This window comes from Arthrobacter cavernae (assembly GCF_017368795.1).
Lineage (GTDB): Bacteria > Actinomycetota > Actinomycetes > Actinomycetales > Micrococcaceae > Arthrobacter > Arthrobacter cavernae.
Genome location: NZ_JAFNLL010000025.1, coordinates 1 through 24,121, shown reverse-complemented (window position 1 = coordinate 24,121; position 24,121 = coordinate 1). Strand labels below are relative to the sequence as shown.

Sequence of the window (24,121 nt, the reverse complement as noted above, 5' to 3'; positions counted from 1 at the left end):
GCTGAGGACTCCTCGGCCGCCGGCCTCTGCTGTTAACGCAGAGTCAGCAGCCCGCCACGGTTCCCGAATGAAAGCACTATGACCGACGAACACACGGACGGCACCACACCGCCGGCCCCCACAGTCCGCCACACCTGGCGCCCGGCCATGCTCTGGCTGTTTGCCGGTTTTGCCGTCTTCGCCTACGCCTTCGACCAGTTGACCAAGCTTTGGGTCACCAGCACCATGGTCGAGGGTGAGCGGATTCCCGTACTCCCGCCCCTGCTGCACTGGTATTTCATCCGCAACTCGGGAGCGGCCTTCTCGATCGGCGAGAACGTCACCTGGGTCTTCACGATCATCATGGCGGGCGTGTCCGTGGCCATCCTCTTCCAGCTCCGCCGCCTTGGTTCGGCCTGGTGGGCCCTTTCCCTGGGGCTGCTGCTCGGCGGCGCCCTGGGCAACCTGACGGACCGGTTGTTCCGGGAACCCTCCTTCGCCATGGGACACGTGGTGGATTTCATCCAGCTGCCCAACTTCGCGATTTTCAACATCGCCGATTCCGCCGTCGTTTCAGGCGTGGTGATCATCTGCCTGCTGACCCTGCGGGGGATCGGCCTGGACGGTTCGCGCCAGCAGCGGGAAGCCAAGGCAGGCGACCCCGCGGCTGCAGCAAGCAAAGAGGAGACCGCCGGTGAGTGAGTCCGTTGCAGTTCCTGAGGAGCTCGGCGGGACACGGGCCGACGCCGGCCTGGCCAAGCTCCTGGATATTTCCCGCTCTGCCGCCGCCCTGTTGATCTCGGAAGGCAACGTCAGCTGCGCGGGTGCCGCCCTTGGCAAGTCCGCCAAGCTGGTGGCCGGCACCATGCTGGACGTCACCATTCCCGAACGGCGGGATCCCCTTGAAATCGTGGAGGAAGTTGTGGAAGGCCTGAAGATCCTGCTGGACGACGAGGATTTCGTTGTCATTGACAAGCCCGTGGGCGTGGCGGCACACCCCTCGCCGGGCTGGGTCGGGCCCACCGTGGTGGGCGGCCTGGCCGGTGCCGGGTACCGGATCTCGACGTCCGGCGCCGCGGAACGCGCCGGGATCGTCCACCGGCTCGACGTCGGCACGTCCGGCGTGATGGTGGTCGCCAAGACCGAGCACGGCTACACCGTCCTCAAGCGCGCCTTCAAGGAGCGCACAGTGGACAAGGTCTATCACACCGTCGTCCAGGGTCTGCCCGATCCGCTGGAAGGCACCATCGACGCCCCCATCGGCCGCCATCCCGGCCACGACTGGCGCTTCGCCGTGATCGAGGACGGCCGCCCGTCCGTGACCCACTACGAGGTCCTGGAAGCCTTCGGCAAGGCAACCCTGGTGGAAGTGCATCTTGAGACGGGCCGCACCCATCAGATCCGGGTGCACTTCGCCGCACTGCGACACCCCTGCGCAGGCGACCTCACCTATGGTGCGGACCCCCGCCTGGCCGCCAATCTGGGGCTCACCAGGCAGTGGCTGCACGCGCGCCAACTTGGCTTCACCCACCCCCGTACCGGCGACTGGGTGGAAGTCACCAGCGACTACCCTGCAGACCTGCAGTACGCCCTGGACCTGCTCGCCAGCGGGGACGCCTGAGCGGAACGTCCGGTTCACCGTACACCGTTGACGCGGCCCGCGGCCGGGGCTAGCGTTTTGGAACCAGCACGCTGATAGATCAGCACACCAACACACCAGCACACCAGGCGGTCCGGCAGGAGGCACGCGGTGCACGGAGCCCAGGGCGGAACGCTCAACAGGCCGGCGGCGGCCGTCGTCGCCGGGGCCGTGCTCTGGGGTGTGGGGATCTCGCCGGCCCAGCGCGTGTACCTCAGGCAGGACCCCGCAGCCCGCCTGGCAATCCTCGATAAATCCGGCTGGCGCTGGGTTGCCGGGCAGCATCTGGCAGCGGTGGGAACCGCCGTCGTTCCCGCTGCTTTTGCCGGGCTTGCCGCCGGGCTGCCCCACGGAAAAGCGCGGAAGCTTGCGGGCCTTGCAGCCGCGTCGCTGCTCGCCGGGGCGCCCCTGTTCGTGTGGTGCCTGGCCGACAGGGCCAGTGATCTGGAGCGCTTCGCCCACCGCCGGGGCGCCACGTGGCCCTTCCTGGCCTACTCCTGGCTCCATGTGGCCGGCCTGTCGGCCCTGGCAGGGGCGCTGGCGTGCCTGCCGGCCCCGCGCGCGGCCGTGATCGCGGCAGCGGTGTCTGTGCCCGTTTTCGGCACCGTTCTGGCGATCAACAAGGACATCCCGCCCTTCGTGTTCTATGCCGTTGAGGCCGGAGTTGCGGCATCGCTGCTCCGGCGGCAAACCGGGCAGTAACCCGGACAGGCGAAAGCCGTTCCGGCCCCGCGACGGTAGACTGTCGTGGTGACTTCCAGCAATGCCTCGTTCGTCCACCTGCACACCCACACAGAGTATTCAATGCTCGACGGCGCGGCCAGGCTCGGTGAGCTGTTCGACGAGACCGAGCGCCTCGGGATGCCCGCACTCGCCACCACGGACCACGGCTATCTCTTCGGCGCCTTCGACTTCTGGAAGAAGGCCACGGACAAGGGGATCAAGCCGATCATCGGCATTGAAGCCTACGTGACTCCCGGGACGGCCCGGGGCGACAAGAGCCGTGTGCGCTGGGGTGACGAGAGCCAGCGCAAGGACGACGTCTCCGGTGGTGGCTCCTACACCCACATGACCCTGCTGAGCTACAACAACGCCGGCATGCGGAACCTGTTCAGGGCCTCGTCCATTGCCTCGCTGGACGCGGTTTTCGGCAAGTGGCCGCGCCTGGACCGGGAATTGCTGAACACGCACTCCGAAGGCCTGATCGCGACCACGGGCTGTCCTTCGGGTGAAGTCCAGACCCGTCTCCGGCTGGGCCAGTACAAGGAAGCCGTGGCAGCCGCCGCCGAGTTCCGGGACATTTTCGGCGCAGAGAACTACTTCTGCGAACTCATGGACCACGGGCTGGACATCGAACGGCGGGTCACCGGCGATCTGCTGCGCCTGGCGAAGGAACTGAAAATTCCGTTGGTGGCCACCAACGACCTCCACTACACGCACGAGCACGACGCGAAGGCACACGAGGCACTGCTGGCCATCCAGTCCGGCTCCACCCTCCTGGAGCCCACGTACGACAACGGCGGCTCCCGCTTCGCCTTCTCCGGCAGCGGCTACTACCTGAAGTCCCCCCAGGAGATGCGCGAGCTGTTCCGGGACCACCCGGAGGCCTGCGACAACACCCTGCTCATCGCCGAGCGCTGTGAAGTCTCCTTCAACACCGGCGCCAACTACATGCCCCGCTTCCCCTGCCCGCCTGGGGAGGACGAGACCTCCTGGCTCGTCAAGGAAGTGGCCACCGGCCTGGAATACCGCTACCCCAACGGCATTCCGGACAAGGTCCGCAAGCAGGCCGACTACGAGCTCGACGTCATCACCTCAATGGGCTTCCCCGGCTACTTCCTGGTGGTGGCCGACTTCATCAACTGGGCCAAGAACAACGGCATCCGGGTGGGTCCGGGCCGTGGCTCCGGCGCCGGTTCCATGGTGGCGTACGCCATGCGCATCACCGACCTGGATCCGCTGGAGCACGGCCTCATCTTCGAGCGCTTCCTGAACCCCGACCGCGTCTCCATGCCCGACTTCGACGTTGACTTCGATGATCGGCGCCGCTCCGAAGTGATCGACTATGTCACCCGGAAGTACGGCGACGAACGTGTTGCCATGATCGTCACCTACGGCACCATCAAGACCAAACAGGCGCTCAAGGACTCCTCCCGTGTGCTGGGCTACCCGTTCAGCATGGGTGAAACCCTCACCAAGGCGCTGCCGCCCGCGGTGATGGCCAAGGACATTCCGCTGGCGGACATCCAGAACCCCGAAGCCAAGCGCTACTCTGAGGCCGGCGATTTCCGCCAGCTCATCGCCACCGACCCGGAAGCGGCCAAGGTCTTCGAGACCGCGCTCGGCATCGAGGGCCTGAAGCGGCAGTGGGGCGTGCACGCGGCCGGCGTCATCATGTCCTCGGACCCCATCATCGATGTCATTCCCGTCATGCGCCGCATCCAGGACGGGCAGGTCATCACCCAGTTCGACTACCCCACCAGTGAGGGCCTCGGCCTGATCAAGATGGACTTCCTGGGGCTGCGGAACCTGACGATCATTTCCGACGCCCTGGAAAACATCAAGATGAACCGGGGCACCGAGCTCGACCTCGAGGGCTTGGCGCTGGACGACGCCGCCTCCTACGAACTCCTGGCCCGCGGCGACACCCTGGGCGTCTTCCAGCTCGACGGCGGGCCGATGCGGTCCCTGCTCAAGCTCATGAAGCCTGACAACTTCGAAGACATCTCCGCCGTGCTGGCCCTGTACCGGCCCGGCCCCATGGGCGCCAACGCGCACACCGACTACGCCCTCCGCAAGAACAAGATCCAGGACGTCATCCCCATCCACCCGGAGCTTGCGGAGCCCTTGGAAGACATCCTCGGCGGGACCTTCGGCCTGATCGTGTACCAGGAGCAGGTCATGGCCGTGGCGCAGAAGCTGGCCGGCTACTCCCTGGGCCAGGCAGACATCCTGCGCCGCGCCATGGGTAAGAAGAAGAAGTCCGAACTGGACAAGCAGTTCGCCGGCTTCTCGCAGGGCATGCAGGACAATGGCTACTCCATGGCCGCCGTCAAGACGCTGTGGGACATCCTGCTCCCGTTCTCCGACTACGCCTTCAACAAGGCGCATTCGGCCGCCTACGGCGTGATTTCCTACTGGACCGCGTACCTGAAGGCGCACTACGCGCCGGAGTACATGGCCGCCCTGCTCACTTCGGTGGGCGATGACAAGGACAAGTCGGCCATCTACCTCAACGAGTGCCGGCGCATGGGCATCACCGTCCTGCCGCCGGACGTCAACGAGTCGGCCCTCAACTTCACCCCTGTGGGTGAGGACATCCGCTTCGGCATGGGGGCCATCCGCAACGTTGGCGTCAACGTCGTCGAAGCCATGGTGGCCGCCCGCGCCAGCGAGGGCGCCTACACCTCGTTCAAGGACTTCCTCATGAAGGTCCCGGCCGTGGTCTGCAACAAGCGCACCATCGAGTCCCTCATCAAGGCCGGCGCGTTCGACTCCTTGGGCCATCACCGCCGCGCCCTGGCCATGATCCATGAAGAAGCGATTGACTCCGTCATCACGCTCAAGCGCAACGAGGCGATCGGCCAGTTCGATCTGTTCGCAGGCTTCGAGGACCAGGAACCCGAGGCGTCCCTGACCACGGAGATTCCGGACCTGCCCGAATGGGAGAAGAAGGACAAGCTGGCCTTCGAACGCGACATGCTGGGCCTCTACGTTTCCGACCACCCGCTGCAGGGCCTCGAGGGGCTGCTGACCCAACACTCGGACCAGTCCATCACCACGATCATCGGCGAAGAAGGACCCCACGACGGCGCGATCGTCACCATCGCCGGCATGATTACCTCGCTGAGCCGCAGGATCGCAAAAGCCAGCGGCAACGCCTATGCGCGCGCCGAAATCGAGGACCTGGGCGGCTCGATCGAAGTCATGTTCTTCGGCCAGGTCTACGGGCCCATCGCCTCGGTACTGGCGGAGGACCTGATCGTGGTGGTCAAGGGACGCCTGCAAAGGCGCGACGACGGTGCCGTCACCCTGAACTGCATGGAAATGTCCGTCCCAGACCTCAGCGAAGGGGTCAACGGGCCCCTGGTCATCACGCTTCCCACGCACAAGGCCACCGAGGCCGTGGTGACAGACCTGCGGGATGTGCTCCGCACGCACCGCGGCAACTCGGAAGTGCGGCTGCACCTGACGGGGGACACCAGGGTGGAGGTCATGGCCCTGCCGGTGCACCTGCGGGTCAACCCCACGCCATCCTTGTTCGGCGACCTGAAGGTCCTGCTCGGCCCGGCCTGCCTGGACAACTAGCGCAGGGTCGGGCCGGGTCAGCAGCCCGGGCCCACGGCCGCGGGCCGACTACGGCTAGATTTCGTAGTCGATCGGTGCCGGCTGGCTGTAGGCGCCGTCGTGGTACAGCAGGGGCGTTCCGTCGCCGCCGAGCTGTCCTTCGACCACCTCCACCACCACCACGGCATTGTTCTCGAAGGACAGCCGCATCTGTATCTTGCCGATCAGCCAGCCCGTGACGTCCTTGAGGATGGGGACATCGAACGGTCCCGGCTCCCAGTGGTCGCCCTCGAAGCGGTCCCGCGTCCGGGCGAAGCGGTTGGCGAGTTCCTGGTTGTCCAGGCCCAGCATGTGCACGCCGATGTAAGTGGAGTTGGCCACGGCAGGCCAGGAGCTGGCACTGCGCGCCATGTTGAAGGTGAAGCGTGGCGGCTCTGCCGACAGGGACGCCACCGAGGTAGCGGTGAAGCCGAAGGGCTTGCCGTCCAGATTGGCCGTAATGATGGCGACACCGGCGGCATGCCTCCGGAACATCTCCTTGAAGGTCCGTTCAAAGGCGGGATTTTCCGGTGCCACTGTGCTCAATCTCCTGTACGATGCGGTATTTCTGTTTCTCTACCCAGCGTATCCCTGGCCGGACAAGGCCGTTTGTTTGTTGAGCGGCGGTGAAGGTTTGTTAATGTGAATTGCATGACCCTGCCCGTATGGAACAGCCAGACCGACGCCGCGCCCGCCGGCGGCCTCCCTCGCCCGGGCCGTCGCCAACTCAGTTGGCTCGCCATCCCCGCCGCCTCCGGCGTCGTCCTTGGCCTCGCCTGGTGGCTGCTTGCCCCGGGCGGCCTGAACCTGGTGTCCGGAAACCCAGAGCTGGCCGCGACGGCCAACCCGGACTCCTGGCTGCCCCGCGATCTTGTCCTGGCGGCCTTGTTCCTCTTGGCCGGCTGCTTTATTGCAGTGCTCCTTGATGGCAAGAGCAGGAAACCGGAGGCGCTGCAGCGCATGATTCTCGCCATCGCGGGCGGGGCCGTGGGTGGCCTGATCGCCTGGCTGTCCGGACTGCTGGCCGCCCAGTGGTGGGGGCCCGCCGTCGATCCCGCCCTGGGCACGGACCCCGGCTTTTCCCTGCGTTCGCTCGCCGTGCTTTGCCTCTGGCCCGGCTCCACGGCACTCATCACGTTCCTGCTGACCTTGTGGAGCCTCATGACGAACAGGCCGGATTCCGGCGCCCCGGCCCGGCCGTAGCAAACCGCCGGTAAACCGCAGGGCGGTGCGCGCACCGTAAAATGGGCGGGTGACCACTTCTTCGGATAACTCTGCCATCACCACCGCCCAGCCGCTGGACTTCCGCAGCCTGGACCTCCGCGGCCGCCGCCTGACGCTGGCGGAACTGCGCGCCGCCGTCCCGCGGGCGCAGCATCACACGATGGCCGACGCCGAGAGCAAGGTCCTGGACATCATCACGGCAGTGCGCTCGCGCGGCTTCGCGGCACTCGGCGAACTGGCGCAGAAGTTCGACGGCGTCGAGCAGTCCCACACACGTGTTCCGGCTGCGGCACTCGCCGGAGCACTGGCGGAGCTTGACCCCGCTGTCCGCTCCGCCCTGGAGGAATCCATCAGCCGTGCCCGGCGCTTCGCCGAGGGGCAGCGCCCGGCAAATGTCGACGTCGAACTGGCGGACGGCGCCGTGGTGAGCCAGAACTGGATCCCGGTGGGCCGCGTCGGCCTGTACGTCCCCGGCGGCCTGGCCGTGTACCCGTCCTCCGTGATCATGAACGTGGTCCCTGCACTGGCCGCAGGCGTCGAGTCGATCGCCCTGGCCTCGCCGCCGCAGAAGGACTTCGGCGGCCTGCCCCACCCCACCATCCTTGCCGCCGCAGCGCTGCTGGGCATCGATGAGGTCTACGCCATCGGAGGCGCCCAGGCCATTGCTTCCTTCGCCTACGGTGTTCCCGGGGCCGACGGTGAGGAGCCCATCGAGCCCGTGGATGTTGTCACTGGCCCGGGAAACATTTTCGTGGCCACGGCCAAGCGGCTCGTCAAGGGTGTGGTGGGCATCGACTCCGAGGCCGGCACCACGGAGATCGCCATCCTGGCCGATGCCACGGCCCGCCCGGAACTCGTTGCCGCGGACCTCATCAGCCAGGCCGAGCACGACCCCAAAGCGGCCTCGGTCCTCGTGACCGATTCCGCTGAACTTGCCGACGCCGTCGCGGTCGAACTTGCGCGGCAGACCGCCACCACCAAACACAGCGACCGCGTGCGCGAAGCGCTGTCCGGGCCGCAGTCCGGCGTGATCCTGGTGGATGACCTCGAGCAGGGCATCGCTGTGTGCAACGCCTACGCGGCGGAGCACCTGGAGATCATGACGGCGGATGCGCCTGCCGTGGCCGCCCGGATCCGCAACGCGGGAGCCATTTTCGTGGGCGACTACAGCCCGGTCAGCCTCGGCGACTACTGCGCAGGTTCCAACCACGTCCTGCCGACCAGCGGCACCGCGGCCTTCTCCTCCGGCCTGAACGTCACCACGTTCCTGCGCGCGGTCCAGGTGATCAACTACAGCCGGGCGGCCCTCGAACAGGTCAGCAGCCACATCGTGAGCCTGTCCGGTGCGGAGGATCTGCCCGGCCATGGTGACGCCGTCAAGATCCGCTTCGCCAGCGAAGGCTGACTACTACATCTATGGGTAGCCGACACAACATGTAGTAATGACAAGCTTGTCATTACCGTAGTTTCGGACGTAAACTGGTGCCGGAAGCAAAACTTCCGGCACCAGTTGCGTTCCCGCCCCGTCGGGCGCCGCAGGGCTGCCGGATCCGATCAGGGAGGCCCAACGTGTATTGTCCGTTCTGCCGCAACCCTGACTCCCGCGTCGTGGACAGCCGCATGGCCGACGACGGATCCTCCATCCGCCGTCGCCGGCAGTGCCCGGAATGCGGACGCCGCTTCACCACCGTGGAAACCACCAGCCTGTCGGTCATCAAGCGCTCAGGTGTGGGCGAACCGTTCAGCAGGATCAAGGTCATCAATGGCGTGCGCAAAGCCTGTCAAGGGCGGCCCGTCACGGAGGACGACCTCGCCATGCTGGCCCAGGAAGTCGAAGAGGTCATCCGTTCCAACGGCGCGGCGGAAATCAACGCACACGAAGTGGGCCTGGCCATCCTTGGCCCGCTCCGGAAGCTTGATGAAGTGGCCTACCTTCGCTTCGCCAGTGTCTACCAGGCCTTCGAGTCCCTTGAGGACTTCGAGTCCGCCATTTCGCTCCTGCGCCACGAGGCCCAAGCTCAAGGCCAAGCCCAGGTCCAGGCCAAGGACGCCGCCGCCGGGCGGGAAGTCCAGGCACAAGGCTCCGGAAAGAGCCAGCTCTAGCTCCGGTGGCGGCTGCGGAGGGGAAGTCGCAGCCTCCACCGGTCCCCAACCACCGGCAGATGCCGGTGTGCATCCAAGGACCGTCGGGCCGTCCGCGCCAATGCCCCGGCCGTCCCGGTGACAATCGCCACCGGGACGCCGGAACGGCCGGCATGGAATCAGGGCCGGGGTGGTTCAAACCGCTACTTGGCCAGCTTGTGGTGCAGTGCGACTTCGAGTGCGGCACCCACGATGCCGGCGTCGTTCTTCAGCTCTGCCGTGACGATCTTGGTCCGCAGTTCCAGGTGCGGGAAGTATTCGTCCGAGCGCTTGGAGATCCCGCCGCCGATGATGAAGAGCTCGGGGGAGAAGAGGAACTCCACGTGCTGGAGGTACCGGTTCAGCAGCACCCCATACTCGTCCCAGCTCAGCTCATCCCGTTCCCGTGCGACGGCGGAAGCCTTGGTTTCGGCGTCGTGTCCGTCCACTTCGAGGTGGCCCAGCTCGGCGTTGGGAACGAGCTGGCCGTTGAAGATGAAGGCCGAGCCGATGCCCGTGCCGAGGGTGATGACCAAGACGGTACCGTCCACGCCTTCGCCGGCACCGTAGCGGGCCTCTGCCAGGCCGGCGGCATCGGCGTCGTTGATGACCTCAACGGGGCGGCCGAGACGCTCGGTGAGCACCGCGTCGATATCGGTTTCGAGCCAGGACTTGTCCACATTGGCGGCCGAGTGGACCACGCCGTGCTGGATGATGCCGGGGAAGGTGACGCCGATCGGGGATCCTTCGGCGGGGGCCTCCGGCCGGGCCGAGAGCTCCTCCACGATCTGGGCAACAACGTCGGCAATGGCCTCGGGGGTGGCAGGCTGCGGCGTGGGGATGCGGCAGCGGTCTCCGAGCAGCTTGCCCTTCTTGAGGTCGACGATGCCGCCCTTGATGCCGGTTCCGCCGATATCGATGCCGATCAGCGGGGCGTTGTTGTGGGTCTTCTCGTCCTTCTTGGTCAAGTCATTTCCGTTCATGGCAGGAGGGGTGGGCATGGCGCAGCCCCGGTGGCTGCAGACGACCTTCCGGAGGGCTTAGGGGAGGGTCAAGATTTCGGCGCCGGTCTCGGTGACCAGCAGCGTGTGTTCGAACTGTGCCGTGCGCTTGTGGTCGCGGGTGACGACGGTCCAGTCATCCGCCCACATGTCCCACTCGATGGTGCCGAGCGTGAGCATGGGCTCAATGGTGAACACCATGCCCGTTTCGATCACCGTGTTGTAGGCCGGGGCGGCGTCGTAGTGCGGGATGATGAGGCCGGTGTGGAAGGCCTCTCCCACACCATGGCCGGTGAAGTCCCGGACCACGCCGTAGCCGAAGCGCTTGGCGTAGGACTGGATGGCACGGCCGATCACATTGATTTCGCGGCCCGGGGCCACGGCCTTGATGGCGCGGTTGAGCGACTCCTGCGTACGCTCAACCAGCAGACGGGACTCCTCGTCCACGTCGCCCACCAGGAAGGTGTAGTTGGTGTCTCCGTGCACGCCGCCGATGAACGCGGTGATGTCGATGTTCAGGATGTCGCCGTCCTGGACAACCGTGGAGTCGGGGATGCCGTGGCAGATCACTTCGTTGAGGGAGGAGCACAGGGACTTGGGGAAGCCCCTGTAGCCCAGTGTGGAGGGGTAGGCCTGGTGGTCCAGGAGGAACTCGTGGCCGATCTTGTCCAGCTGGTCCGTGGTGACGCCCGGCTGGATGTGCTTGCCGACTTCCACAATGGCCTGGGCTGCGATCCTGCTGGCGATGCGGATGCGCTCGATGGTTTCCACGGATTTGATCTCGGAACCCGTGAACTTCGCCGGGGCCTTCTTGCCCACGTATTCGGGGCGGGGGATCGACGCCGGTACGGGCAGCCCGGGGCTGACGGCTCCTTGGGTGAGCGTGCCGATGGGTGCAGTCGAAGCGAGAGAAGGCATAGATTGATCATATAAGGCACCCACGAGACGCAAGTAACAAAAGCCCGGCATTTGCCGGTGAGCCTGCCTACGTTACGCGCAGGCGTGGCCCACGCACCGAGGAGGAAACGTGACGGAGTTCTGGTACAACGTCAAGACCCATGAGGTCGAAGAAGACGCCATGTCTGACTGGACGCAGCTGATCGGGCCGTACAAGACCCGCGAAGAAGCCGAGCACGCCCTGGAAAAAGTCAAGGCGCGCAACGAAGCCTGGGAGAAGGGCGAGGAAGACTAGTGTTGCGTTCCCGGAGTGCGGCTCGGGCAGGATGTTAGTGTTTAGGCAATTCCGGAACGTCCGTGGCGTACCGGATCCGTGCACAGGAGGATTTCACAATGACCGAACTCATGTCGGATTATTCCGGAGAGTGGCGCTTCGACCCCACTCATACGAGGATCGGCTTCTCCACCCGTCACGCCATGGTTACCAAGGTCCGCGGTGCATTCAATGACTTCGACGGCGCCATCAATGCGGATGCCGAACATCCGGATAAGTCCTCCGTTCGGCTGACTATCAAGGTGGCGAGCATTGATACGCGCAACGCAGACCGGGACCAGCACCTACGTACCAACGACTTCTTTGACGCGCCGAACTTCCCCGAGATCACCTTTATCAGCAACCGTGTTGACCAGGTGGATCAGGGCCACTTTATCGTCAACGGGGACGTCACCATCCGGGGCGTCACCAAGGAGATAGCGGTTCCGATGGACTTCATCGGCGTGGAGCGCGACCCCATGGGAAACCTGCGGGCGGGATTTGAAGGATCACGGCGCATCGACCGCCAGGACTTCGGTCTCAAATGGAACACGGCTCTGGACTCCGGCGGCGTGCTCGTGTCGGACAAGATCACCCTAGAATTTGAAGTCTCCGCCATCAAAGTCGAGGACAGTGCCGGCACACCGCAAGGGTGAGCCGGCCCCAGGAATCTCCGTCCGGCCCTAAGAATCCACCCAAGCTCTAGAAGGAGTGCTCGGGGCCGGGGAACTGGCCCGAGCGGACATCCTCGCCGTAGGCCGTGGCGGCCTCGCTGAGGATGCCGCGCAGGTCCGCGTACTGCTTCACGAACTTGGCCATCTTGCCGCCGCGCAGCCCGGCCATGTCCTGCCACACGAGTACCTGCCCCGTGGTGACGTTGCCGGCGCCGATGCCGACGGTCGGAATGCGCAGCGCGGCATCAACGGCCGCGGCGGTTTCGGCGGGCACCATTTCCATGAGGACGCAGAACGCGCCGGCGTCCTGGAGCGCCACGGCGTCGTCAACCAGTCGCTGTGCGTCGTCGCCGCGGCCTTGGACCCGGTAGCCGCCGAGCGAGTGTTCGCTCTGCGGGGTGAAGCCGATGTGGGCCATGACGGGGATGCCGGCCTGGACCATGGCGCGCACGGTGCTGGCGTAGAACGCGCCGCCTTCGATCTTGACGGCGTGGGCCAGGCCCTCCTTGAGGAATCGGACGCCGGTGGCCACGGCCTGTTCTGCTGAGACCTCGTAGCTGCCGAACGGCAGGTCCGCCACCACCAGGGCGCGGTGCGCGGAGCGCGCAACTGCCCGGCACAGAGGGAGGAGTTCGTCCACAGTGACCGGAAGGCTTGTTTCGTTGCCGAAGACATTGTTCGACGCCGAGTCGCCCACCAGCAGCACCTCGATGCCGGCCTGGTCGAAGATCTCGGCCGTGTACTGCTCGTAGGCCGTGAGCATGGCGAAATGTCCGCCGTCGTTCTTGGCCTGCTGCAGGTGGTGCGTCCGGATCCGGGCAAGGGGTTTCTTTGCGTCGCCGGCTGGCGGCGCGGCGGCGGCTGCCGGGCCGGTGCCATAGGGCGCCGTGGTCTCGCTGGGCGTGCTGGACTCGGGATGGTTGCTTGGGGCCATGGATAGAGCCTAAGCCGTGCCGGCGGCCCGGGCCACCGGGACAGCCCCGGAGCCCCGTTTGTAAACGCTGTGTTACGTGGTGTCCGCGCCGCCGCCATTCGGCGCCAATGCTTAGTAGAGTAAAAGCTGAGCTGCCGCGCGCCTCCGTATCCTGGAGCCGCGGCGTGGACGTTAGAACCGGAGAAAGAGGCCCCATGGACCGCCAGCAAGAGTTCGTTTTGCGGACGATCGAAGAGCGTGACGTGCGCTTCGTACGCTTGTGGTTTACCGACGTCGTGGGTTCGCTGAAGTCAGTGGCGCTGGCTCCGGCGGAAGTCGAGGGCGCCTTTGAGGAGGGCCTGGGCTTCGACGGTTCCGCCATTGAAGGACTGGCCCGTGTGTTCGAATCCGACATGCTGGCCCAGCCGGACCCCTCCACCTTCCAGATCCTGCCCTGGCGCGGCGAAACCGAGCAGACCTCCAGGATGTTCTGCGACGTGCTGACGCCGGACGGTGAGCCCTCGGCCGCCGATCCCCGCAACGTCCTCAAGCGCACCCTCGCGAAGGCCGCCGACATGGGCTTCACCTGCTACACGCACCCGGAGATCGAGTTCTACCTCCTGAAGTCCAAGGAGCTCGACGCCAGCGGCTACCCCGTTCCCGTGGATGAAGGCGGCTACTTCGACCACGTCCCCGGCGGCGTGGCCCAGGACTTCCGCCGCACCGCGGTGACGATGCTGGAGTCGGTGGGCATCTCGGTCGAGTTCAGTCACCACGAGGGCGGCCCCGGCCAGAACGAAATCGATCTGCGCTACGCCGATGCCCTGCAGACCGCGGACAACATCATGACGTTCCGCACCGTCATCAAGGAAGTGGCCCTGCAGCAGGGCACCTACGCCACGTTCATGCCGAAGCCGTTTACGGACCACCCGGGCTCGGGCATGCACACGCACTTCTCCCTGTTCGAAGGCGACACCAACGCCTTCTTCGAGGCCGGCGCCGAGTTCCAGCTCTCCAAGACGGCGCGGCAGTTCATCGCCGGCATCCTCAAGCACGCCCCCGAATTCACGGCAGTCACCAACCAGTTCGTGAATTCGTACAAGCGGCTCTGGGGCGGCGGCGAGGCACCAAGCTACCTGAGCTGGGGCCATAACAACCGCTCCGCCCTGGTCCGCGTGCCCCTGTACAAGCCGGGCAAGGGCCAGTCCGCCCGGATCGAATACCGCGGCATCGATTCGGCCACGAACCCCTACCTCGCCTACGCCGTGCTCCTGGGCGCCGGGCTCAAGGGCATCGAGGAAGGCTACGAGCTTCCCCCGGCGGCAGAGGACGACGTCTGGTCGCTGACCTCGGCGGAACGCCGGGCCATGGGCCACGCCCCGCTGCCGGCCAGCCTGCACGATGCCATCCGGGCCATGGAGGAATCCGAGCTTGTGGCACAGATCCTCGGCGAGCAGGTGTTCGAACACTTCCTGCGCAACAAGCGGGCCGAATGGCAGGACTACCGCCTCCAGGTGACCCCGTACGAGCTCAAGCGCAATCTCGGCATTCTCTAGGCGCTCCGCATGAGCCTTGCACGTCGGCTCATCTCGGCCGGTTTCAGTGATCTTGAGAAGGGCGAGAGGTTCCTTGGCGCGCCCGAGCTGGAGGGGATCGACCAGGACACCCTGTTCGCGGGCCTCTCGATTGCCGCGAACCCGGACACGGCCCTGCAGTCCCTGGTCCGGCTGATCGAGAAGCACCCGGCACTGAAGGACCTTGCCGCGGCCGATCCGGACACCAGCGAGCCGCTCTTCCGCCTGCTGGGAGCCTCCGAGGCCCTCGGCGAATTCCTGATCCGGCGCCCCGAGCACCTGGACGTGTTCAACGTCCGGGTCAGCCCGGAACCGGTGCCGACTGATGCCGAGGAGCTGCGTTCCCGGTTCCTGCGCAGCGTCCGGGCCGAGCCGGGTTCGCCCCGTCCGGTGGCCGGGCTGACTGGTGTGCCCGCCTACGCGGCCCTGCGCACCGCCTACCGCCGCGGACTGGCGGAACTGGCCATCAAGGACCTGTGCGCCGCGTCGCCACAGGACTACATGCCTGCCGTCGGGGCCGAACTCGCCGATCTCGCCGGCGCCGCGATCGAGGGCGCCCTCGCGGTGTCTCGCGCCGAAGCCGCCGGCCAGTTCGACGCCGCCGAGATCGCCGCCGTCGGGCTTGCCGTCATCGGGATGGGCAAGTGCGGTGCCCGCGAACTGAACTACATCTCCGACGTCGACGTCATCTACGTCATCGAGGCGTCCGGGCTGGAAGACGCCCGTGCGGCCACGATCGGGACGGCCCTTGCGGCCGGCATCTCCCGGGTGATTTCCTCCCCGGCCCCGGAACCCGGGCTGTGGGAAGTGGACGCCAATCTGCGGCCGGAAGGAAAGTCCGGCCCCCTGGTCCGCACCCTCGCCTCGCACCTGAGCTACTACGCGCGCTGGGCTGAAAGCTGGGAGTTCCAGGCGCTGCTCAAAGCCCGGACGATCGCCGGAGACAAGGAACTGGGTGCCCGCTACGAGGACGCCGTGCAGCCGCTCGTCTGGGCTTCCGCCGGCCGTGAGGGCTTTGTGGAATCCGTCCAGGCCATGCGCCGCCGCGTCACCGACAACATCCCCGCCGCCGAGGAACAGCGCCAGATCAAGCTGGGGCGCGGTGGGTTGCGGGATGTCGAATTCACTGTGCAGCTGCTCCAGCTGGTGCATGGCAAGTCGGACGAATCACTGCGCCGCCGGGACACCACCTCAGCCATCGCCGCCCTGTCCGCCGGTGGTTACATCGGACGGGCGGACGCCGCTGCCTTCGACAACGCCTACCGTTACCTGCGCCTGCTCGAACACCGGATCCAGCTTTTCCAGATGCGCCGCACGCACCTCATGCCGGCCAGCGCCGAGGCGCAGCGGTTCCTGGCGAAAGCGGTCCTGGGCCCGTTCAGCACCGAACGGCCGCACCCGGACCAGTTGATCGGGACCTGGCAGAAGACCAAGCGCTCGGTGCGGGAACTGCACGACCGCATCTTCTACCGTCCGCTCCTGAACACCGCAGCGGCGCTGAGCAGCGAAGACGCCCGGCTGACGCCCGAGGCGGCCCAGGGCCGCCTCGCCGCACTGGGCTACCTGGATCCGCCAGGTGCCATGCGGCACATCGAGGCCCTGACCGGCGGCGTCAGCAGGCGTGCGGCCCTCCAGCGGCAGCTGCTTCCTGTCCTGCTCAGCTGGCTCGCCGAGGGGGTGGACCCCGACGCCGGCCTGCTTGGCTTCCGGCGCGTCAGCGAGGCGCTGGGAACCACGCACTGGTACCTCGGCATGCTCCGGGATTCCCAGGCAGCCGCCGAGCGGCTCTGCCACGTCCTGGCCAACTCACGGCTGATGGCGGACCTGCTGGAGGTCTCGCCCGAATCGGTGGCCTGGCTGGGCAACGACAAGGAACTGTTGCCCATCTCCTTCGAGGCACAGTGGCAGGAAATTCAGTCCAAGATGTCCCGGCATGCCGAGCCGGAGAAGACCATGCGCCTGATCCGGCTCATCCGGCGCCGCGAGACACTGCGCATCGCCATCGCCGACAGCTCAGGTCTTCTGGACCAGGAGGAGGTGGGCCTCGCCCTGGCCGACACGGACCGCGCCGCCGTCCTGGGCGCCCTCCACGTGGCCGAGAACATCGTCTCGGCCACAGCACCGCTCAAGACCGAAGTCCTGGTGGTGGCCATGGGCCGGCAGGGTGGTCGCGAGATCGGCTACGGCTCCGATGCCGACGTCATGTACGTCCACCGCGCCTTGCCCGGGTTCCCGGAGGAAGAGGCCCAGGAGCAGGCAACGGCGATCGTCGGGCACATCTCGAGCCTGCTGACGCAGCCCCTTAAGCCGGCCATCATGGCCGAGCGCGTGCTGGTGGTGGATGCCGACCTCCGCCCCGAGGGCAAGAACGGTGCCATGGTCCGCTCGCTGGAGTCCTATGCGGAGTACTACCGGCGGTGGTCCTTGATCTGGGAAGCCCAGGCATTGCTGCGGGCCCGGCCGATGGCGGGCTCGGATGGACTGGCTGCCGACTTCCTCTCCCTGATCGATCCCATCCGCTACCCGGAGGCCTTGGCCGAACAGGACCTCCGGGAGATCCGCCGGATCAAAGCCCGCGTGGAGTCCGAACGGCTGCCCCGCGGGGCCGATCCGGCACGGCACGTCAAGCTGGGACGCGGCGGGCTCAGCGACGTCGAGTGGCTGGTGCAGCTGCTCCAGCTGCAGCATGCCGGCAGGCATCCGGAGCTGCGGACCAGCTCGACGCTCGAGGCGCTGGCCGCGGCGGAGTCCCTGGGCCTGTTGGGCAAGGGGGACGCAGGACTGCTGCGGAAGGCCTGGTGGCTGGCCAGCAGGATCCGCTCGGCCAATGTCGTCGTGACCGGGAGGGCCTCCGATGTGCTGCCCTCGTCCCGGCGAGATCTGGAAGCCGTGGCACGCTGGTGCGGCTACACGCCGGGCATTGCGGCCCAGTTCGAGGAAGACTACCTGCGCCTGAGCCGCCGCGCCCGTGCAGTGTTCGAGAAGCAGTTCTACGGCACCTGATGCCCGTCAGCCGGGGTACAGACCCACGGTAAATGCGGGTTACCCACGGTAAATAACGGGTAGCCTCCATAAGTACTTTGCCGGTCTCCTGGAGTCCGGCGGAACTGAAGTCGAAGGGCCAGTACCAGGCTATTCTGATCGGCTTGTTCAGGGGTTTCCAGAAGACTTCCACGAGCGTGGGTGTTCCGCGGTTGGCGTTGACACGCGGTATCGCCACCATGTTCGTCAGCGTCTTCCGCGGCACGCCGCTGCTGGTATGGCGGTCTTCTTCTACTTCGGCATCCCGCAGCTGATAGGCCAGCCCATCGACTTCTGGGTGGCTGGTGTGCTGACACTCAGCCTGAACTCCGGCGCGTATCACGGAGATCGTCCGGGACGGCATCCGGCAGGCCAAGGCGAAGAGTTCCGGCACGCGGCCATCCTCCACAGGTGCCCGGCTCAGGAAAGCAGAGAATCGCCGCTCGGGTCCCAAGGGTTTTCCCAAGCTTGCAACAAGGGTTTTCCCAAGCTTTGCAAAGCACAGTGAGCGGACGGGCAACCGCGGGCTGAAGTGGTTTCCCTCGACGACAAGGAGATTGTTCCATGGAGCAGACGGAATTTCGCAGGCCAGGATCAGACAGGGGACGGCACCTACTTCGAAAGGTGGTGACGGGGCTGGCAGCCGGGACCTTGCTGGCGACACTGGTGTCAGGTCCGGCCGGTGCGGCCCTTCCCCAGGCGGAGGGCCCCGGTCCAGGCGAGGGCCCCAACATTGAGCAAGAGGGCCAGCTCGAAGGGCCGTTCATCGACGTCTCCGCGGCCCACCAGTTCGCCACTGAGATCACCTGGATGAAGGACCGGGGTATCACGGAAGGTTTCACCGACGGCACCTTCCGTCCGCTGAGCTCGGTCAACCGCGCCGCCATGGCAGCGTTCCTGTTCCGTTTCTCGGGATCCCCCAATGTCGACTTGCCGGCCACGTCACCGTTCACCGATGTCCCGACGGACCACCAGTTCTTCGAGGAGATCGTATGGCTCAAGAACACCGGCATAACCATGGGAATCACGCCCACCACGTTTGGACCGCAGATGGCCGTGAACCGCAAGGACATGGCTGCCTTCATCTTCCGGCTCGAGGGTGAACCTGAGTTCACGCCGCCGGCCGTCTCGCCCTTCAGCGATATGACACCGGCGAGCCAGTTCTACAAGGAAGTCACCTGGCTGGCGTCCAACGGCATCACCACCGGTTTCCCGGACGGCACCTTCCACCCATTTGAAGATGTACACCGCGATGCCACGGCCGCGTTCCTCTTCCGCTTCGACCAGGCCTTCTGAGCCCCGGCTCCGTAGATTCATCACCGAGTTAGGCCGAAGTGACGGGGCTTTCCGCCCGGATTCGTTCAGTTTCCGGGCGGGAGGCCTCTTTTACGGAAAACGTGATGCCGTAGGTTAATCGTTTCTCTATCAGTTGCATGTCGACCGCAGAGTGCTTCCGGTTTCTGCCAACGCCCGAAGCTCACTGATGAGAATGCGCCTGCATGATTCTCAATGACGACGCCTCCGTCGGCACCGAGGTGATCATGTCGCTCCGCGGAAAGCAAGGAGGCCTGTGACGACATGCTCGCCAAGGCGCTGGCTTCCGGCGGTTCCGTGTCCAACGACGCCCAGGACGTGGGGTGGATGTACACGCAGAGCTTCCAGGACCGGGACGGCCGCCTCTGGGAGATCGCGTGGATGGACCCTGCCGGCATGCCCTCCTACAGCGGGCCGAGGCGAAGCAGCTCTGCGGCCGCCACCGCCCATGTGGCGGTCGCCTTGGCATAAATCCGGCGGGCCCCGCCGTTCGGTAGGCTCGGGGGATGCTTGACTCTGTATGGCTCATCCCGCTGAAAATGCTCGACGACGACGCCCGCGCCATCCAGCTCGGTGCGGTCGCCGGGATGGAGTTGGCCGCGGGGCAGATCGACTTTGTCGGCGACCCCTTCCGGATGATGCTCCTGGGCCTCGAGGAGGAGGCCCGGCTGCCGTATGTCATCGAAGCCCGAGGGACGGCCGTGGGCGTCCTGACCCTGCAGCCCGGGGCGGCGCGGCTTGCAGGCTGGCCGGACGACGATTCGGCCTGGCTGCTGCGCGGCTTCCTGATCGACAAGCGGCAGCAGGGGAGAGGCCTCGGGACACTGGCCGCGGCAGCCGCGGTGGAGGAAGCCCGGAAACTGACGCGGCGGCTGGGTGGCGGCCAGGCCGGCGTCGTGCTCTCCGTCAATGAACGGAACCCGGCCGGGCAGGCCGCCTACGTGAAGGCCGGGTTCACCGACCACGGGCAGTACCTCGGCGGGGATGCCGGGCCGCAGCGGATCATGTACGTGGCGTTCCGGGGTGACGCGCCCTGACTGGAGCGCTTCCTAAACAATTGCGGCCCGCTGGAAGATGCCGTGGGAGCCTATAAGTAGGCTGGTCCAAGCGGTACAATTGCGGCATTCCAGACCCCGCGATGGCTGGTAACGGGGGCGTAACCGACCGACAGGACTCGATATGAGCAAGGCGTTCACAGCCCACCAAGTAGCCCCGCTCGAACTCAACGGATTCGGGGACGTCCGCCACCCGCTGCACAGGGGGTCGTGATGCACCCGTACGTTGCCGACATTGTGTGGGCCGTGTTCCTGTCCTGCGGGCTTTTCGTGGCGTCCGTGAACCTTGTCCGCTCGTGGAAGACGTGGACGCGCGACCGCCCAAGCCGTTAGCAGGGGGCGTTCGGTCCCGCTGGCCTCCTTGAGTGTCGTTGCGTGGCTAAGGCTTCGAACACCTGGCCGAAACGCAGAGAAGGGGCCACAGGCGTGATGCCTGTGGCCCCTTCTCGTGTGGGGAATCCAGATTTCTCCGGACTAAACCCCGTTTAGCCGCGTGTTCTGACTAGCAGCTGTAGTAGAGCTCGAACTCGTACGGATTCGGGCGCAGCGCGAGCGGCTTGATTTCGTTCTCGTACTTGTATTCGATCCAGGTGTCGATCAGGTCCTGGGTGAAGACGCCGCCGGCCTGCAGGAACTCGTTGTCCTCGCGCAGTGCTTCGAGGGCTTCCTCGAGGGAACCCGGAGCCTTGGGGATGTCCTTGGCTTCCTCGGCGGGGAGCTCGTAGAGGTCCTTGTCGATCGGAGCCGGGGGTTCGATGCGGTTGCGGATGCCGTCAATGCCGGCCATCAGCTGGGCAGCAAATGCCAGGTACGGGTTCGAGGAGGGGTCCGGAGCGCGGAATTCGATGCGCTTGGCCTTCGGGTTGGAGCCCGTGATAGGGATGCGGATACCGGCGGAGCGGTTGCCCTGCGAGTAAACCATGTTGACCGGAGCTTCGAAGCCCTTGACCAGGCGGCGGTAGGAGTTGACGGTCGGGTTGGTGAAGGCCAGAACAGCCGAGGAGTGCTTCAGCAGGCCGCCGATGTACCAGCGGGCCATGTCTGAGAGGCCGGCGTAGCCCTTCTCGTCGTAGAACAGCGGCTCGCCGTTGCTCCACAGCGACTGGTGGCAGTGCATGCCCGAGCCGTTGTCACCGAAGACCGGCTTCGGCATGAAGGTGACGGACTTGCCCCACGCGTCAGCGGTGTTCTTGATGACGTACTTGAACTTCTGCAGGTCATCGGCAGCCGAGGTCAGCGTGGTGAACTTGTAGTTGATTTCTGCCTGGCCGGCGGAGCCAACTTCGTGGTGCGAGCGCTCAACTTCAAGGCCGGCCTTGTCCAGCTCGACGCACATGGCGTCGCGCAGGTCAGCCTGCTTGTCGGTCGGGGCAACCGGGAAGTAACCGCCCTTGACGGGGGTCTTGTAGCCGAGGTTGCCTCCTTCTTCCTTGCGGCCCGTGTTCCAGTGGGCTTCTTCGGAGTCGATCTTGTAGAAGCTGCCCTGCGGGGAGGACTGGTACTGGATGTTGTCGAAGACGAAGAACTCGGCCTCGGGAGCGAAGAACGCGGTGTCGGCGATGCCGGTGGAGGCGAGGTAGGCTTCAGCCTTCTCAGCCACGCCACGCGGGTCGCGGTGGTACGGGTCACCGGTGCGCGGGTTCACGATGGAGAAGTTCAGTGCGAGCGTCTTCTCGATGCGGAACGTGTCCACGAAGGCCGAGGTGACGTCCGGGATGAGCTGCATGTCGGACTCGGCGATGCCCTGGAAGCCGCGGATTGAGGAGCCATCGAACAGCTGACCGTGGACGAAGAAGTCGAGGTCTACGCTCTTGGCCGGCACATTGAAGTGCTGCTGGACGCCCGGCAGGTCGGTGAAGCGGATATCGACGAACTTGATGTCTTCGTCTTTGATGAACTGGAGGACTTCGTCCGCGGTCTTGAACATCTATGCTCCTTACGCATATCAAGTAACAGGCCAGGAGGCCGTCTGGTCCAGCGCAATGCGATAGGGGGAGACACAAAAATCTCCCCCTTGCCGCCGTGGCTAGCAACTTATACAACCTTAGGGACATGGGATTTCCCTGGAGTATCCGTATTGTTTCGGGCAGGTTACAGAAACATCTGCCGCGTTAACGCTAGCCGCACTCCATATTCACTGGCGATTGCCGTCCAACGGGTGAACAGCCCAGGCAGCGCAAGGCGGGCGGACACCCCCGAAGAAGCCCCCGCCGTCGGGCACTGAAAGCCGCAGCCGTTAGTCTTGAAGGGTGGTAGATCGCAAAGACATTGGCTCATGGCTCACCGGACCGGATACCTCCGGCATCTCCAAGTACCCGGGCGAGAGGCTCGGCCTTCCCGAGTCCGGCCCCGGTTCGATGGCGCGGGCAGGACGCCGCATCCTGGCGATCGCCATTGATTGGACCCTTGCCCTGGTCATCAGCAACTTCGCCTTCGGCGGCAACCAGTGGGCCACCCTGGCGGTGTTTGCCGCCGAGCAGATCCTCCTGATCGGCACCCTCGGCTACAGCATCGGGCACCGGATCGCCGGAATCCACGTGGTCCGGCTCGGCGGCGGCTCTGCGGGCCCGCTCGCGGCCCTGGTCCGCACCCTGCTCCTGTGCCTCGTGATCCCCGCGGTCATCTTTGATCCGGACCAGCGCGGCATCCATGACAAGGCCATGAACACCATCCTCATCCGGATGTAGCCTTCCCTCCGACAAAACTGCAGACACGAAAGCGCAGCTGCACACGAAAGCGCCCCGCCTCCTGGACACCAGGAGGCGGGGCGCTTTTACGTGGAACGATCAACGTCCGCGGGCGGCCTTGCGGTCCGGGCGGGCCTTGTACGGGTCGATGCCCTTGGGGATCGGCAGACGGTTGCCCAGCGAGTTGATGCGCTTGCTGACGGCGTTGACCTCGATCTTGGTGAGTTCCTTCTTGAGCTTGCCCATGTTCTTGGCAATCTGGTTGAGGGGCACCTGGCCTTCGCCGCGGCCGCTTTCAATGACGTGGATGGTGACGTTCGGGAGGATGCGTGCCAGGCGCTTGCGCTCGGCGTCGACCAGAGGCTTGATGCGGTGCGAGGGCCCTTCGGCGACAAGAACGACGCCGGGGCGGCCGATTGCCATGAACACGGCGTCCTGGGTGCGCGGGTTGACGGCAACCGGCTGGTCCTGGGTGATCCAGCCACGGCGCAGCGTGCCCAGAGCCGCGCCGGAGGCGCCCGGCTGGTTCTCGATCTGCGCGAAAGCGGCGCGCTCGGCCCGGCGCGAGAGGATGAAGACGGCGGCGAGCAGACCCAGCGGAATGCCGATGATCAGGCCGGTGACCCAGTTTTCCAGGAGGAAGCCGACCAGGAAGCTGACGGCGACGATGGCAAGGAAAGCGAGGAGCATCAGCCAGACGACCTGGGGGTCGTTGCGGCGGGTCATCTTGAAGACCTCGCCGATCTGCTTCAGCTGGCTCGGCTTCTTGGCCTTCGCTTCCTTGCGCTTGCGGTTGAACAGCCCACGCTTGGGAGCGTCGGCCGACGGGGTCGTCTTGCTGGAATCAGGGGAGTTCGCCATAGTGCCTTAATTCTACGTGATGTACGTCTAGGACCGGACTCCGGTCTTGCCGGGGTCCGGTCCTTATGACTTGATGATGCTGCTCCTAGCCGGCGTGGGCGGCGAGGATGGTGCGGGCTTCCTGGCGGGTGGTGCCGGAGTCCTGGATGCCCTCGGCGATGTGGGCCAGGTGGGCGGGGATCTGCCGGCCTTTTTTGCGCATGGCGGTGGCCCAGAGCCGGCCGGCGCGGTAGGAGGAGCGGACCAGGGGCCCGGACATGACGCCCAGGAAGCCGAGTTCCTCGGCCTCGGTGGCGAGGTCCACGAATTCCTGGGGCTTGACCCAGCGGTCCACGGGCAGGTGCCGCTCGCTCGGGCGCAGGTACTGGGTGATGGTGACCAGGTCGCAGCCCGCGGCGTGCAGGTCCGCGAGGGCCTCGGAGATCTCCTCGCGGGTTTCGCCCATGCCCAGGATGAGGTTGGACTTGGTGACCATCCCGTGGTCCCGGCCCTGGGTGATGACGTCCAGGGAGCGCTCGTAGC

The 24,121-nt window shown here is 65.8% G+C and carries 22 protein-coding genes; 15 read left to right on the top strand and 7 right to left on the bottom strand.

Annotation, left to right across the window (positions count from 1 at the left end; genetic code table 11):
* The first annotated feature begins 78 nt into the window (after window positions 1–78).
* From lspA to dnaE, 4 genes are all read left to right on the top strand, one after another.
* Complete coding sequence (gene lspA, locus J1902_RS10985; protein WP_207616299.1) at window positions 79–681, top strand: signal peptidase II; 603 nt, start codon at window positions 79–81, stop codon at window positions 679–681.
* A complete protein-coding gene (locus J1902_RS10980) occupies window positions 674–1,600 on the top strand; it encodes an RluA family pseudouridine synthase (protein WP_207616298.1) in 927 nt (308 codons plus the stop codon). Before lspA ends, J1902_RS10980 begins: the two co-directional genes overlap by 8 nt.
* A 129-nt stretch (window positions 1,601–1,729) precedes the next feature.
* Window positions 1,730–2,320, top strand: coding sequence for a hypothetical protein (locus tag J1902_RS10975; protein ID WP_207616297.1), 591 nt, complete (start codon window positions 1,730–1,732; stop codon window positions 2,318–2,320).
* Between the two features lie 48 nt (window positions 2,321–2,368).
* Window positions 2,369–5,926, top strand: a complete 3,558-nt coding sequence (gene dnaE, locus J1902_RS10970) for a DNA polymerase III subunit alpha (protein ID WP_207616296.1) — start codon at window positions 2,369–2,371, stop codon at window positions 5,924–5,926.
* A 54-nt stretch (window positions 5,927–5,980) separates the two neighbouring features.
* Here the strand turns inward: dnaE and J1902_RS10965 are convergent, their stop codons facing one another.
* Window positions 5,981–6,439, bottom strand: coding sequence for a flavin reductase family protein (locus J1902_RS10965; RefSeq protein ID WP_207616366.1), 459 nt, complete (start codon window positions 6,437–6,439; stop codon window positions 5,981–5,983).
* Between the two features lie 156 nt (window positions 6,440–6,595).
* On the opposite strand from J1902_RS10965, the gene J1902_RS10960 reads away from it, so the two are divergent.
* The 3 genes from J1902_RS10960 (at window position 6,596) to nrdR (ending at window position 9,271) form a co-directional block, all read left to right on the top strand.
* Window positions 6,596–7,147 (top strand): hypothetical protein, encoded by a 552-nt coding sequence (locus tag J1902_RS10960; RefSeq protein WP_207616295.1) that lies wholly within the window; start codon window positions 6,596–6,598, stop codon window positions 7,145–7,147.
* Between the two features lie 49 nt (window positions 7,148–7,196).
* A complete protein-coding gene (gene hisD, locus J1902_RS10955) occupies window positions 7,197–8,573 on the top strand; it encodes a histidinol dehydrogenase (RefSeq protein WP_207616294.1) in 1,377 nt (458 codons plus the stop codon).
* A gap of 164 nt (window positions 8,574–8,737) precedes the next feature.
* A complete protein-coding gene (gene nrdR, locus J1902_RS10950; RefSeq protein WP_207616293.1) occupies window positions 8,738–9,271 on the top strand; it encodes a transcriptional regulator NrdR in 534 nt (177 codons plus the stop codon).
* A 182-nt stretch (window positions 9,272–9,453) separates the two neighbouring features.
* Here the strand turns inward: nrdR and ppgK are convergent, their stop codons facing one another.
* Together ppgK and map are read right to left on the bottom strand one after the other, a co-directional pair.
* Window positions 9,454–10,257: a polyphosphate--glucose phosphotransferase gene (gene ppgK / locus J1902_RS10945; RefSeq protein WP_278253624.1), complete on the bottom strand. Its 804-nt coding sequence runs from the start codon at window positions 10,255–10,257 to the stop codon at window positions 9,454–9,456.
* A 72-nt stretch (window positions 10,258–10,329) separates the two neighbouring features.
* Window positions 10,330–11,208 (bottom strand): type I methionyl aminopeptidase, encoded by an 879-nt coding sequence (gene map / locus J1902_RS10940; protein ID WP_207616291.1) that lies wholly within the window; start codon window positions 11,206–11,208, stop codon window positions 10,330–10,332.
* Between the two features lie 109 nt (window positions 11,209–11,317).
* On the opposite strand from map, the gene J1902_RS10935 reads away from it, so the two are divergent.
* Complete coding sequence (locus J1902_RS10935; RefSeq protein ID WP_207616290.1) at window positions 11,318–11,482, top strand: SPOR domain-containing protein; 165 nt, start codon at window positions 11,318–11,320, stop codon at window positions 11,480–11,482.
* A gap of 98 nt (window positions 11,483–11,580) precedes the next feature.
* Window positions 11,581–12,156, top strand: coding sequence for a YceI family protein (locus tag J1902_RS10930; RefSeq protein WP_207616289.1), 576 nt, complete (start codon window positions 11,581–11,583; stop codon window positions 12,154–12,156).
* 46 nt (window positions 12,157–12,202) lie between these two features.
* Here J1902_RS10930 and panB read toward each other — a convergent pair whose 3' ends face one another.
* Entirely contained in the window at window positions 12,203–13,108 is a 906-nt protein-coding gene (gene panB, locus J1902_RS10925; protein ID WP_207616288.1) for a 3-methyl-2-oxobutanoate hydroxymethyltransferase, read from the bottom strand.
* A 194-nt stretch (window positions 13,109–13,302) separates the two neighbouring features.
* Between panB and J1902_RS10920 the strand changes: the two genes are divergently transcribed.
* From J1902_RS10920 to J1902_RS10900, 5 genes are all read left to right on the top strand, one after another.
* Entirely contained in the window at window positions 13,303–14,643 is a 1,341-nt protein-coding gene (locus J1902_RS10920) for a glutamine synthetase family protein (RefSeq protein ID WP_207616287.1), read from the top strand.
* A 9-nt stretch (window positions 14,644–14,652) separates the two neighbouring features.
* Entirely contained in the window at window positions 14,653–17,664 is a 3,012-nt protein-coding gene (locus tag J1902_RS10915) for a bifunctional [glutamine synthetase] adenylyltransferase/[glutamine synthetase]-adenylyl-L-tyrosine phosphorylase (protein ID WP_207616286.1), read from the top strand.
* Between the two features lie 645 nt (window positions 17,665–18,309).
* Window positions 18,310–18,978, top strand: a complete 669-nt coding sequence (locus J1902_RS10910) for an S-layer homology domain-containing protein (protein ID WP_207616285.1) — start codon at window positions 18,310–18,312, stop codon at window positions 18,976–18,978.
* Window positions 18,979–19,260: 282 nt separating this feature from the next.
* Complete coding sequence (locus J1902_RS10905) at window positions 19,261–19,467, top strand: VOC family protein (RefSeq protein ID WP_207616284.1); 207 nt, start codon at window positions 19,261–19,263, stop codon at window positions 19,465–19,467.
* A gap of 35 nt (window positions 19,468–19,502) precedes the next feature.
* On the top strand, window positions 19,503–20,033 hold the full coding sequence (locus J1902_RS10900; RefSeq protein WP_207616283.1) for a GNAT family N-acetyltransferase: 531 nt from the start codon (window positions 19,503–19,505) through the stop codon (window positions 20,031–20,033).
* A 520-nt stretch (window positions 20,034–20,553) separates the two neighbouring features.
* Here the strand turns inward: J1902_RS10900 and glnA are convergent.
* The gene (gene glnA, locus J1902_RS10895; RefSeq protein WP_207616282.1) at window positions 20,554–21,978 is read right to left on the bottom strand and encodes a type I glutamate--ammonia ligase; all 1,425 of its coding nucleotides are present in this window, start codon (window positions 21,976–21,978) and stop codon (window positions 20,554–20,556) included.
* A gap of 322 nt (window positions 21,979–22,300) precedes the next feature.
* Here glnA and J1902_RS10890 point away from each other — a divergent pair, with 322 nt between their 5' ends.
* Window positions 22,301–22,738 carry an RDD family protein gene (locus J1902_RS10890; protein WP_207616281.1) on the top strand — a complete coding sequence of 146 codons (438 nt, stop codon included), beginning with the start codon at window positions 22,301–22,303 and terminating at the stop codon, window positions 22,736–22,738.
* 99 nt (window positions 22,739–22,837) lie between these two features.
* Here J1902_RS10890 and J1902_RS10885 read toward each other — a convergent pair whose 3' ends face one another.
* Both J1902_RS10885 and J1902_RS10880 read right to left on the bottom strand, forming a co-directional pair.
* Entirely contained in the window at window positions 22,838–23,599 is a 762-nt protein-coding gene (locus J1902_RS10885; RefSeq protein WP_207616280.1) for a DUF4191 domain-containing protein, read from the bottom strand.
* Window positions 23,600–23,684: 85 nt separating this feature from the next.
* Window positions 23,685–24,121: lipoyl synthase (locus J1902_RS10880; protein WP_504739364.1), on the bottom strand; the 437-nt coding region annotated here is incomplete at its 5' end.

What these genes read in the sequence shown, in the direction of transcription:
- panB (WP_207616288.1), bottom strand. Translation starts at nt 13,108, where the DNA reads ATGGCCCCAAGCAACCATCCCGAGTCCAGCACGCCCAGCGAGACCACG.
- J1902_RS10905 (WP_207616284.1), top strand. Translation starts at nt 19,261, where the DNA reads ATGCTCGCCAAGGCGCTGGCTTCCGGCGGTTCCGTGTCCAACGACGCC.
- lspA (WP_207616299.1), top strand. Translation starts at nt 79, where the DNA reads ATGACCGACGAACACACGGACGGCACCACACCGCCGGCCCCCACAGTC.
- J1902_RS10960 (WP_207616295.1), top strand. Translation starts at nt 6,596, where the DNA reads ATGACCCTGCCCGTATGGAACAGCCAGACCGACGCCGCGCCCGCCGGC.
- J1902_RS10885 (WP_207616280.1), bottom strand. Translation starts at nt 23,599, where the DNA reads ATGGCGAACTCCCCTGATTCCAGCAAGACGACCCCGTCGGCCGACGCT.
- J1902_RS10900 (WP_207616283.1), top strand. Translation starts at nt 19,503, where the DNA reads ATGCTTGACTCTGTATGGCTCATCCCGCTGAAAATGCTCGACGACGAC.
- J1902_RS10930 (WP_207616289.1), top strand. Translation starts at nt 11,581, where the DNA reads ATGACCGAACTCATGTCGGATTATTCCGGAGAGTGGCGCTTCGACCCC.
- J1902_RS10965 (WP_207616366.1), bottom strand. Translation starts at nt 6,439, where the DNA reads ATGTTCCGGAGGCATGCCGCCGGTGTCGCCATCATTACGGCCAATCTG.
- glnA (WP_207616282.1), bottom strand. Translation starts at nt 21,978, where the DNA reads ATGTTCAAGACCGCGGACGAAGTCCTCCAGTTCATCAAAGACGAAGAC.
- J1902_RS10920 (WP_207616287.1), top strand. Translation starts at nt 13,303, where the DNA reads ATGGACCGCCAGCAAGAGTTCGTTTTGCGGACGATCGAAGAGCGTGAC.
- map (WP_207616291.1), bottom strand. Translation starts at nt 11,208, where the DNA reads ATGCCTTCTCTCGCTTCGACTGCACCCATCGGCACGCTCACCCAAGGA.
- J1902_RS10915 (WP_207616286.1), top strand. Translation starts at nt 14,653, where the DNA reads ATGAGCCTTGCACGTCGGCTCATCTCGGCCGGTTTCAGTGATCTTGAG.